The sequence below is a fragment of the uncultured Amnibacterium sp. genome (assembly GCF_964244015.1).
Lineage (GTDB): Bacteria > Actinomycetota > Actinomycetes > Actinomycetales > Microbacteriaceae > Amnibacterium.
This window is the reverse complement of record NZ_CAXTHO010000054.1, coordinates 6661-17733: the sequence shown is the minus strand read 5'-3', so window position 1 is coordinate 17733 and position 11073 is coordinate 6661. Positions and strand designations below refer to the sequence as shown.

Sequence of the window (11073 nt, the reverse complement as noted above, 5' to 3'; positions counted from 1 at the left end):
CCGCCGGCGTCGCCGCGCAGCGTCCACGGCCCGTCGGCGAAGAGCGCGTCGAGCGCGGGCACGTCGTCGGCCATCAGTGCCTGCTCGTAGCGCCAGAACGCCTCCATCAGGCCGATCGGCGGCTCGGCATCCGCGTGCACCGCAGCAGTGGTGTCGATCTCAGGCATCGAAGTCGGCGATCCGGATCTTCGCGTGGACGCCCTTCACCAGGTCGACGACCTGGGAGATGTCGAAGTCGGTCGCGGCGGAGAGGTAGGCCAGCGCGTTCGCGCGGTCCATGCCGAATCGGGCATGCAGCAGCTCGATCGCGGCCCGGACGCAGTGCTGCACCGCCTCGTCGAGGTCCTCGCTCAGTCCGGTCGGTACCAGGAACTCGGGTGTGACGACGAGCGGCCCGGTCACGGCGCCGTACTCCTGCAGCGCCACCGATCGGGGGATCACGCAGAAGCGGAGGGTCGCCCGCAGCGACGCCTCCATCGCGGTCAGCGCGACCTCGCCGTCGCCCTGCGCGAAGTGCGGGTCGCCGACGTAGGCGAGCGCGTCGTCGACCTGGACCGGCAGCAGCAGCGACGTGCCCTCGACGAGCAGCTTCACGTCGATGTTGCCGCCGTATGCACCGGGCGGGACGGAGTGCGGGCGCTCCTCCCCTGCCGCTGCGACGCCCATGATCCCGAGGAAGGGCGCGAGCGGGAACCGGGCGATCGCGTCCGTTCCCGCGCCCCGTGGCAGCACGCCGACGAGCGCGCCGTCGCGCTCGGCGACCGCGGCGAACACGCTGACCGACTCGTCCCCCTCCGGGTACTCCCCGGGCAGGGCGCCGCGGCCGTGCCGGTTCGAGATCACGCCGTACGGCACGCGCGGCTCGAGCTCGAGCACGTCGATGCGGAGCAGGTCGCCCGGCTGCGCGCCGCGCACCGCGATCGGGCCGGTCACCACGTGGGGGCCGTCGATCTCGTCGCGGGTGCACGCCGCAGCGACCCGGATCGCGTCGTCGAGCACGAGCTGCGGCGGCACGCCCTCGCGGCCGAAGAAGGCGACGGGGTCCTGCCCCTGGTCGGGCAGCAGGCCTTCATGCGAGAGGGTGTCGATCGTGACGACCGAGCCGGAGGCGACCGAGAGCACCGGTTCATCCGCGCCGCAGGGCAGCCGCCCCCACAGCACGGTCTCGGGCGTCGACGGCAGATACGTCTGCGCGTCGCTCCCGGGCTGAACCGCGGTCCAGCCCGACAGGTCGAAGCGCATGCCACCTCCGCACGTCGAGGACGCACCAACGTTATCGGGCCGAGACACCACGCCGATTGGATGGGGGCCCGCCCCCAGGAGGGACACGACATGCTGCGCGACCAGGCGAGGCTCCACCTCACCCTGATGCTCGTCCTCACCTTCTCGACCGGCGTGGTCGACGCGATCGGCTACCTCGGCCTCGACAAGGTGTTCACCGCGAACATGACGGGCAACGTGGTCATCCTCGCGATGGGGCTGACCGGGCAGGACGGCCTGCCGATCGTCGGGCCGATCGTCGCGCTCGCCGGCTTCGTCGTGGGCGCGACGGTCGCGGGCCGATTCCTCCGCGGCGTGCCGAAGGGCTGGCACCGTCGCGACACCTGGGTGCTGTCGACCGCCGCCGTGCTGCTGCTGATCGCGCTCGTGCCGACCACGTTCGCGACCTCGACGCCCGCCGAACCGGCTATCGGCCTCCCGGTCACGGCGCTGCTCGCCGTCGCGATGGGCATGCAGGCCGGTGCCGCTCGCCACATCGCGGTGACCGACGTGACGACCGTGGTGATCACCTCCACCCTCGCCGGGCTCGCCTTCGACTCGAGGCTCGGTCGCAGCACGGGCCAGGCGTGGTTCCGGCGCCTCGCGGCGGTGGTGCTGCTCGCGCTCGGCGCACTGTCCGGCGCCGCGCTGCTGCTCGTCGCGTTCTGGCTCGGGCTCGCCCTCGCCGCCGCGCTGCTCGTCGCCGTCGCCGTGCTCGGCGCGGTCGGTGGCCGCACCGCCGCGAAGGAGCTCGCGGACCGCGCTCAGTAGAGTGCAGCAGATCGCTCAGGGCTCGTCCCTGCGCGGCGCGACACCTCGGAAGGACGATTCGTGAGCGGCGTCGTCACCCTGACCCCGGCCCCGGTGCTGGACCGCACCTACCTCGTCGCATCGATGGCGCCCGGCAAGGTCAACCGCGCGGTCGAGGTCCACGAGTACATGAGCGGCAAGGGCCTGAACGTGGCCCGCACGCTGCACCTGGCACGCACGCAGGTCGCGGCGGTGATGCCGATCGGCCGCGACGACGAGCACCTGCTGTTCCGGACCCCCTACCCGCACATCCTGCGGATCATGCCGATCCAGGGCCGGATCCGGGTCAACACCGCGATCGTGGAGGACGGCGGGCGGACCACGAACGTGAACCAGTCGGCGATCCCGATGTCGACCACGGACTGGGACCGCGTCGTCGACCTCACGGTCGAGCAGCTCGTCGAGATGGACGCCGACTGGCTCTGCGCCTCCGGCACGCACCCCTTCAACAGCGACACCGGCGACTACGTCGACATGACCTCGCTGTTCGAGCGTGCCCGCGAGGCGGGGGTCCGGGTCGCACTCGACACCAGCGGCGTCCCGCTCGACCGGCTCGTGACGAGCGGGCTCGTGAACCTGATCAAGCCCAACGCGGACGAGCTCGCGAACCTCGTCGGCAGGAACCTCGCGACGATCGGGGAGGCGCTCGACGCGGGCCGGGAGCTGAACCGCGGAGGCGTCGAGGTCGCGCTGGTCTCGCTCGGCGCCGACGGCGCGCTGGCGATCACGGAGGACGCGGCGTTCTGGGGGGCGGCGGTCGCGCCGCGGCTCGTCAACACGACGGGCGCTGGCGACGCCACGCTCGCCGGGTTCCTCGGCCATTCGATCCGTCAGGACAGCGACGGCGAGCTCGACCTCGAGCGCGCCCTGTCGACCGCCGTCTCCTGGGGCGCGCTCGCGGTCTCGCTGCCGACGACCCTGATCACGGGCCTCGAGGACGCCCCCGTACCGACCGTCGCGGCTCCGGACCCGGCTCGCGTCCTCCTCGAGACCACCCACCTGGTCACGAAGTAGCAGCTGAAGGTGTTCACGGATCAGGGGATCCGGTGGCGCTCCGCGCCCCGGATCCCCTGATCCGTGAACACCGGCGTCAGGCGGGCTGGGGCTCCTTGGTCACCACGGGCTGCTCGACCGGGAGCTGGACGGTGAAGACGGTCGTGCCCGGTTCGGAGGCGACGGAGACCGTGCCGTGGTGCGCCTCCACGACCGCGCTCACGATAGACAGGCCGAGGCCCGTGCTGCCCGTCGTCCTGGCACGCGAGGAGTCGCCGCGGACGAAGCGGCCGAACAGCTTCGGCCGCAGGTTCTCGGGGATGCCGGGCCCGTCGTCCCGCACCCGCGCGAGCACGTGACCGTCCTTCGGCTCGGTGAGCTCGAGGACGACCGTGGTGCCGGCGGGCGTGTGCACCCGGGCGTTCGCGAGCAGGTTCGTGAAGACCTGCTGCAGCTTCGCCTCGTCGCCGCGCACCGTCACCGGTTCCTCGGGCAGGTCGAGTTCCCAGACGTGGTCCGGTCCGGCGGCGTTCGCGTCGCTGAGCACATCGACGAGCATCCGCGAGAGGTCGACGTCGCGGGTCTCGAGCTCGCGCTCGGCGTCGAGCCGCGCCAGCAGCAGCAGGTCCTCGACGAGGCTCGTCATCCGCATCGCCTCGGATTCGATCCGACCGATGTTGTGCTGCACGTCCTCGGTCAGCGGGCCGCCGAAGCGCCGCGTCAGCTCCGCGTAGCCGCGGATTGAGGCGAGCGGCGTCCGAAGCTCGTGGCTCGCATCCGCGACGAAGTGCCGCACCTTCTCCTCGCTCGCCTGGCGCACGGCGAGCGCGGTCTGCACCGAGTCGAGCAGGTTGTTCAGCGCGGAACCGACCTGGCCCACCTCCGTGTGCGGGTTCGTGTCCTCCTCCGGCACCCGCTCGGGTAGCTCGACGTCGCCCCGCTCGAGCGGCAGGGAGGCGACGTTCGAGGCGACCCGCGCGACCCTGCGGAGCGGGCGCAGCGCCCGGCCGATGATGAGCGCGCCGAGCAGCCCCGCGAGCACGATCGCGAGCATGACGACGATCGCGATCGGCGCGAGCGCCCCCGCGATCTCGGTGTTCAGCACGCTGGTGGGCTTGCCCACCACGATCGTGCCTCCCCCCGGCCCGCCGGTCACCGTGAAGCGGTACTCGCGACCGTCGAGTTCCGCGGTGAGCGCGGCACGATCCTGATTCTCCGGACGGGAGGTGGCTCCGGCGGCCTCCTCCAGCGCGCTCAGCTGGGCACTCGAGAAGGGGCTCGCATTCTCCGAGTTCGAGATCAGGTACCCGCTCGGGACGCCGAACTGCGGATAGTAGGCGAGGACGGTTCCCTCGTCGACGCCGTACGGCCCGATGGGCACGCTGCCGTTGTTGTACGTGATCGCGCGGCCGACGCCCTGAGCGGAGTTCGTGAGTCCCTGATCGAACTGCGTGACGAACGACTGCCGGACGACGAACGACATCACGCCGCCGATGAGCACACTCGTCACCGCTACGAGCAGCACGGTCAGCCCGATGAGCCGGCTGCGCAGCGTCCAACTCGAGAAGTGCATCACGTTCGCGCCCGGAGAGCCCGGAGGGTTACTCCGCCGCCTTCAGCATGTAGCCGGCGCCGCGGACCGTGTGGATCATCGGCGTGCGGCCGGCGTCGAGCTTGCGGCGGAGGTAGGAGATGTAGATCTCGACGACGCTGGACTTGCCGCCGAAGTCGTAGTTCCACACCCGGTCGAGTATCTGCGTCTTCGACAGCACGCGACGCGGGTTGCGCATCAGATAGCGGAGCAGCTCGAACTCGGTCGCGGTCAGGTCGATCTGCTCGCCGCCGCGGGAGACCTCGTGGCTGTCCTCGTCGAGCACGAGGTCGCCGACGACGAGTCGCGGGTCCTCCTCCTCGTTCGCGGTGAGCATCGAGCGGCGGATGAGGCCGCGGAGCCGCGCGACGAGCTCCTCGAGGCTGAACGGCTTCGTCACGTAGTCGTCGCCGCCCGCGGTGAGGCCGTTGATGCGGTCCTCGAGCGAGTCCTTCGCCGTGAGGAACAGGACCGCGGTCTGCTGGCCGTCCTGCCGCACGCGGGACAGCACCTGCATGCCGTCGATGTCGGGCAGCATCATGTCCAGCACGATCGCGTCGGGACGGAACTCGCGGGCGAGCGCGAGGGCGCGGCGACCGTCGGCGGCCGTCTTGACCTCCCAGCCCTCGTAGCGGAGGGCCATCTGCAGCAGGTCGGTGAGGGTCGGCTCATCGTCCACGACGAGCACGCGGATGGGACTGCCGTCCGGGTGCTTGAGGCGGGGACGGCTCTGCTGGGCGGCCTCGGAGGCGGGTCGAGTCACGGACACGTCTCTAGAGAACCGCAGGTTCCTATGAACTGCGTGAGGACCTGGCATGCGGATCTTGGGAACGACCGATGTCGAAAGCGCTCACACGTCTCGGAGAAGTCGACTTCGAGGGTCTGATCGGTCCGCCACGCCCGGGAGCGCGCGCGCAGTCCTGTTCCACAGCGGTGATCCCGCCGAAACAGCGCCGAATCACTGACCCGATGGAATGGCCCGGAGCAGCACGAGTCCCTCACCGGACGGACCGGAGGCACGATGACACTCCACAGCGAGGTCGCGACAGCGGTCCCACCGGCGAGCAGCGAGATGATGCGGGCGGTCGTGCTCGATCACTTCGGCGACGCGGGCACGCTGCGCATCGCCGACGTGACGATGCCGACACCGGTCGTCGGAGAGCTGCTGATCCGTGTCGTCGCGGCGGGACTGAACCAGATCGATGTCACGACGCGAGCCGGGCAGGGCGCCGCCGCGGGGGTGCAGTGCTTCCCGGCGGTGCTCGGCCACGACTTCAGCGGCGTCGTCGTGCAGGCACCGTACGAGGCGTTCCGGCTGCAGCCCGGCGACGAGGTCTACGGGGTGAGCGCGGCGCCGCGTTCCACCGGCAGCTTCGCCGAGTACCTGACCGTGCCGGCCCAGCAGGTCGCCCCGAAGCCGATGGTGCTGTCGCACGCGGAGGCGGCGGCCGTCCCGCTCGCCGCGATCACCGCATGGGGTGCGGTCGTGGAGCTCGCGAAGGCGCATGAGGGCCAGCGGATCCTGATCCATGCAGGAGCGGGCGGCGTCGGGCACCTCGCGGTGCAGCTCGCCGCCTACTTCGGCGCGCACGTGATCGCCACCGCGTCGGGCCGTAACACGAGCTGGCTGCACGAGCTCGGGGCGAGCGAGACCGTCGACCACACCACGACGCGATTCGAGGATGTCGTCGCGGAGGTGGACACGGTCATCGACCTCGTGGGCGACCGGTTCGACCACACCGGGCCGCGATCCCTCGCCGTGCTCCGGCCGGGTGGCCTGGTCGTCAACGTGTCGAGCGGCACCTGGCCCACGCTGATGGACGATGCCGCGCGTGCCGGTGTGCGGGCGACGACATACCGGATGGTGCCGGACGCGGCAACGCTCGCCGTGATCGGCCGGCTGATCGACTCCGGCGATCTCCGCGTCTCGGTGCAGGAGGTCTTCCCGCTCGCCCGCATCGCCGACGCCCAGCGCCTCCTGGAGGCCGGTCACGTCCGAGGCAAGGTCGTGATCCAGATCTCCGGCTATTGACGACGCCGTTCACGGATCAGGGGATCCGGCGGCGGGCGCGAGGCGCCCTACGCCGGATCCCCTGATCCGTGAACAGCGAGTACTACGCCAGCGCGGCGACGTCCAGGGGGATGCCCGGGCCGAAGGTCGTCGAAACCGACGCCTTCTGGATGTAGCGACCCTTCGAGGAGGAGGGCTTCAGACGGTTGATCTCGTCGACCGCCGCCTGGAAGTTCTCCGCCAGCGCGGCCTCCGAGAAGCCGGCCTTGCCGACGACGAAGTGCACGTTGGAGTGCTTGTCCGTGCGGAACTCGATACGGCCGCCCTTGATCTCGGACACGGCCTTCGCCGCGTCCGGGGTCACGGTGCCGGTACGCGGGTTCGGCATGAGCCCGCGCGGGCCGAGCACGCGGCCCAGGCGGCCGACCTTGCCCATGAGGTCCGGCGTCGCGACGGCGGCGTCGAAGTCGGTCCAGCCGGCTGCGACGCGGGCGATCAGGTCGTCGCCACCGACCTCGTCGGCGCCCGCCGCGATCGCGGCCTCGGCGGCCGGGCCGATCGCGAACACGATGACGCGCTGCGTCTTGCCGGTGCCGTGGGGCAGCGAGACCGTGCCGCGCACGATCTGGTCCGCCTTGCGCACGTCGACGCCGAGCTTCAGGGCGACCTCGACGGTGGAGTCGAACTTCGCCGAACCGGTCTCCTTCGCAAGGGTCAGCGCCTCGTCGGAGGAGTAGAACTTGCCTTCTTCGATCTTGGCGGCCGCAGCGCGGTACGCCTTGCTCTTCTGAGCCATGAGTGTCCGCTCCCCTACTCGACCGTGATGCCCATGGACCGTGCGGTGCCGGCGATGATCTTCGCGGCGGCATCGAGGTCGTTGGCGTTCAGGTCGGGCTGCTTCGTCTGGGCGATCTCGCGCACCTGGACACGGGTGAGGTGACCCACCTTGGCCGTGTGCGGGGTCGAGGAACCCTTGGCGACGCCGGCGGCCTTCTTGATCAGCTCGGCGGCGGGCGGGGTCTTCAGGACGAACGTGAACGTGCGGTCCTCGTAGACGGTGATCTCGACGGGGATAACGTTGCCGCGCTGCGACTCGGTCGCCGTGTTGTACGCCTTACAGAACTCCATGATGTTGACGCCGTGCTGACCGAGCGCGGGCCCGATCGGAGGCGCCGGGTTTGCGGCGCCCGCCTTGATCTGGAGCTTGATCAGGCCGGTCACCTTCTTCTGGCGAGCCATGATTCCTTCTCTCTCGAAGACGCGGGCGAGTGCCGCGCGTCTGCTCCCACCTCCGTGCCTGTGCACGGCGTGGTTCCGCGGCCCGAAGGCCGACGAAGTAGTCTACGCCTGATCGAGGCTGACTCGACCGGCCGTCGTCAGCCGACGCGCGTTCAGCGCGTCGGTACGATACAGCTTTCGATCCGCCTGCGGATCGAAAGCAATGAACTCAGAGCTTGGTGACCTGGTCGAAGCTGAGCTCGACCGGCGTCTCGCGCTCGAAGAGCGACACGAGCACGATGAGCTTGCCGCTCTCCGGCTTGATCTCGTTGATCGTGCCGGGGAGGCCCGCGAACGAGCCCTCCTTGATCGTGATCGTCTCGCCGACCTCGAAGTCGACCTCGGCGGGGATCGCGGTGCGGAGCCCGCCGCCGCGGCCGCCCTTGGCCGCCGCAGCACCGGCCTTCGCGGGCGCCTCGGCGATCTCGACCATGCCCTTCAGCATCTCGAACGCCTCGTTGAAGCGCAGCGGTGTCGGGTTGTGCGCGTTGCCCACGAAGCCGGTGACGCCCGGCGTATGCCGCACGAGCGACCAGGACTCCTCGTTCAGGTCCATCCGGACCAGCACGTAGCCGGGGATCCGGACGCGGTTGACGAGCTTGCGCTGGCCGTTCTTGATCTCGACCACGTCCTCCATCGGGACCTGGACCTCGTAGATCGCGTCCTCCTGCGCGAGCGTCGTCTTGCGCTGCTCGATGTTCTGCTTCACGCGCTTCTCGAAGCCGGCGTAGGAGTGGATGACGTACCACTTGCCGAGCTTGCCGCGCAGCTCGGTGCGGAACGCGTCGTACGGGTCGATCTCGACCTCGTCGGCGTCCGCATCCAGCTCGGCATCGCCGAGCGTCGACGTCGCGAGGTCGGCGGCGATGCCCTCGGAGACGACCTCCGCGTCCCCGGCGGCAGCGGCCTCCTCGAACGCCTCGTCGCTCTCGTCCTCGGTCGCCTCGGCGGCGGCCTCGTAGTCGGCGGGATCGTGGACCTCGAGCGCCTCGTCCACCGCGCGGTCCGCATCGGGATCCGCGGCCTCCTCGATCGCGTCGAGCTCCTCCTGCAGGTTCTGCTCCTCGTCCTGGCGGACGACGTTCAGCCGCTCCGCCTCGGTCGCGGACTCGAGCTGCTCCGCCCGACTGGGCAGGTGCGAGTCTTCGGACAGCGCGAGTTCGGGGGAACCCTCGTCGGCGCCGGCGTTCTGCTCGAATTCGGTCTCGAGATCGAGCTCGTCGCGATGGGACTTGGCCACGGTGTACGGATTCCTTCTGGATCGATGACGCCGCTTCCTCGCCCGCGAAGGGTGCGCGGGCGGACGGCGTCCTGCTCTGTCTTGTGCTCGGCTCAGCCGGAGCCGGAGAAGACCCACACCACGAGTGCGCCGAACCCGATGTCCAGCGCGTACACGATCGCCATCATCACGACGACGAAGCCGAGTACCACCCCGGTGTAGGTCACGAGCTCCCGCCAGGTGGGGGTGACCACCTTGCGCAGCTCGGCGACGACCTGGCGGAGGAAGAGGGCGATCCGGGCGATCGGACCGCGCCGGGCCTGCCGTTCGAGCTTCGCGACCGCGACGACGTCCTCGCCGGGCTCATCGAGCACTCTGCGTGCCACCTGGGTCCTCCTCTCGCCGTCGTCGTCCTCGTGCCGAGGCCGTTCTCGCAGGGCGGACAGGACTTGAACCTGCAACCTGCGGTTTTGGAGACCGCTGCTCTACCAATTGAGCCACCGCCCTAGGGCTGCCCGTGACGGGTGCACGCACGCACGCCACCACCTCATGGGCGCCGCAAGTGTAGCAGCGGGCTCCGCCCGTGCCGCGAGCGCGCCGGTACGCTTGACGACCGTGCCCCGCACCGCACCAGGCCCCATCGCTCCCCGCATCGCCGGCATCGCCGAGTCCGCGACCCTGAAGGTCGATTCGAAGGCGAAGGCCCTGAAGGCCGCGGGCCGCCCCGTCGTCAGCTACGCGGCGGGCGAGCCGGACTTCGACACCCCGCAGCACGTCGTGGAGGCGGCCGAGCGCGCCACCCGCGATCCGCGCAACCACCACTACACGCCGGCGGCGGGTCTGCCCGAGCTGCGGGAGGCCATCGCGGCCAAGACGCTGCGCGACAGCGGCCTCGAGGTCTCCCCCGCGCAGGTCATCGTGACGAACGGCGGCAAGCATGCGGTCTTCCAGACCGTGCAGACGCTCGTCGGCGACGGCGACGAGGTCATCATCCCCAGTCCGTTCTGGGTCACCTACCCCGAGGTGGTGAAGCTGGCGGGCGGCGTGCCGGTCGAGGTGTTCGCCGGCGCCGACCAGGAGTACCGGGTCACGGTCGAGCAGCTCGAGGCCGCCAGGACCCCGCGCACGAAGCTGCTCGTGTTCGTGTCCCCCTCCAACCCGACCGGAGCGGTGTACCCGGAGGAGGAGACCCGCGCGATCGGCGAGTGGGCGCTCGAGCACGGCATCTGGGTGATGACCGACGAGATCTACCAGAACCTCGTCTACGACGGGGTGAGGGCGATCTCGATCGTTGAGGCGGTGCCCGAGCTCGCCGGTCAGGCCGTGCTGGTCAACGGCGTCGCGAAGACCTACGCCATGACCGGCTGGCGGGTCGGCTGGATGGTCGGCCCCGCTGCGGCCATCAAGGGAGCGAGCGACCTCCAGTCCCACCTGTCGTCGAACGTGAACAACGTCGCGCAGCGCGCGGCGATCGCCGCCCTGGATGGCCCGACCGAGCCGATCGAAGCGATGCGGCAGGCGTTCGACCGACGCAGGACGGCGATCGTGGGCGGGCTGAACGCGATCCCGGGCTTCCGCACGCCGACGCCGCAGGGCGCGTTCTACGTCTACCCCGACGTGACCGCGCTGCTCGGCCGCGAGTGGGGAGGCAGCACGCCGACCACGACGCTCGAGCTCGCCGATCTGCTGCTCGAACGGCTCGAGGTCGCGGTCGTCCCGGGCGAGGCGTTCGGCCCGAGCGGCTACCTCCGCCTCAGCTACGCGCTCGGCGACGACCAGCTCGCAGAGGGCGTCGCGCGCCTCGCCGCCTTCTTCGCCTGAGTTCGGTGTTCACGACTGTGCAGATCAGCACAGTGGGGATCCGGCAGGCGCTTCGCGCCGCCGGATCCCCTGATCCGTGAACACCACCGC

The 11073-nt window shown here is 70.5% G+C and carries 12 protein-coding genes and 1 tRNA gene; 4 read left to right on the top strand and 9 right to left on the bottom strand.

The annotated features are described in order from the left end of the window. On the bottom strand, positions 1-107 hold a 107-nt coding region (locus ACFE67_RS07985; protein WP_375406343.1), incomplete at its 3' end, for an AtzH-like domain-containing protein. A 52-nt stretch (positions 108-159) separates the two neighbouring features. After that, positions 160-1242, bottom strand: coding sequence for an acetamidase/formamidase family protein (locus tag ACFE67_RS07980; RefSeq protein WP_375406341.1), 1083 nt, complete (start codon positions 1240-1242; stop codon positions 160-162). Positions 1243-1332: 90 nt separating this feature from the next. On the opposite strand from ACFE67_RS07980, the gene ACFE67_RS07975 reads away from it, so the two are divergent. After that, positions 1333-2031, top strand: a complete 699-nt coding sequence (locus ACFE67_RS07975) for a YoaK family protein (protein WP_375406340.1) — start codon at positions 1333-1335, stop codon at positions 2029-2031. A gap of 60 nt (positions 2032-2091) precedes the next feature. Next, a complete protein-coding gene (locus ACFE67_RS07970) occupies positions 2092-3084 on the top strand; it encodes a 1-phosphofructokinase family hexose kinase (protein WP_375406339.1) in 993 nt (330 codons plus the stop codon). A gap of 76 nt (positions 3085-3160) precedes the next feature. Here the strand turns inward: ACFE67_RS07970 and ACFE67_RS07965 are convergent, their stop codons facing one another. Both ACFE67_RS07965 and ACFE67_RS07960 read right to left on the bottom strand, forming a co-directional pair. Continuing rightward, positions 3161-4636: an ATP-binding protein gene (locus ACFE67_RS07965; RefSeq protein WP_375406338.1), complete on the bottom strand. Its 1476-nt coding sequence runs from the start codon at positions 4634-4636 to the stop codon at positions 3161-3163. A gap of 28 nt (positions 4637-4664) precedes the next feature. Next, positions 4665-5417: a response regulator transcription factor gene (locus ACFE67_RS07960; protein WP_375406337.1), complete on the bottom strand. Its 753-nt coding sequence runs from the start codon at positions 5415-5417 to the stop codon at positions 4665-4667. Between the two features lie 258 nt (positions 5418-5675). Between ACFE67_RS07960 and ACFE67_RS07955 the strand changes: the two genes are divergently transcribed. Further along, a complete protein-coding gene (locus ACFE67_RS07955; RefSeq protein WP_375406336.1) occupies positions 5676-6686 on the top strand; it encodes an NADP-dependent oxidoreductase in 1011 nt (336 codons plus the stop codon). 82 nt (positions 6687-6768) lie between these two features. Here ACFE67_RS07955 and rplA read toward each other — a convergent pair whose 3' ends face one another. From rplA to ACFE67_RS07930, 5 genes are all read right to left on the bottom strand, one after another. Then, positions 6769-7461: a 50S ribosomal protein L1 gene (gene rplA, locus ACFE67_RS07950; protein WP_375406335.1), complete on the bottom strand. Its 693-nt coding sequence runs from the start codon at positions 7459-7461 to the stop codon at positions 6769-6771. A gap of 14 nt (positions 7462-7475) precedes the next feature. After that, complete coding sequence (rplK, locus tag ACFE67_RS07945; protein ID WP_375406334.1) at positions 7476-7904, bottom strand: 50S ribosomal protein L11; 429 nt, start codon at positions 7902-7904, stop codon at positions 7476-7478. Between the two features lie 208 nt (positions 7905-8112). After that, positions 8113-9183, bottom strand: coding sequence for a transcription termination/antitermination protein NusG (gene nusG / locus ACFE67_RS07940; protein ID WP_375406333.1), 1071 nt, complete (start codon positions 9181-9183; stop codon positions 8113-8115). Positions 9184-9275: 92 nt separating this feature from the next. Next, positions 9276-9548, bottom strand: a complete 273-nt coding sequence (gene secE, locus ACFE67_RS07935) for a preprotein translocase subunit SecE (protein ID WP_375406332.1) — start codon at positions 9546-9548, stop codon at positions 9276-9278. Between the two features lie 48 nt (positions 9549-9596). Then, positions 9597-9669, bottom strand: a tRNA-Trp gene (locus tag ACFE67_RS07930). 108 nt (positions 9670-9777) lie between these two features. Here ACFE67_RS07930 and ACFE67_RS07925 point away from each other — a divergent pair. After that, positions 9778-10983 (top strand): pyridoxal phosphate-dependent aminotransferase, encoded by a 1206-nt coding sequence (locus tag ACFE67_RS07925; protein WP_375406331.1) that lies wholly within the window; start codon positions 9778-9780, stop codon positions 10981-10983. Positions 10984-11073 lie beyond the last annotated feature (90 nt).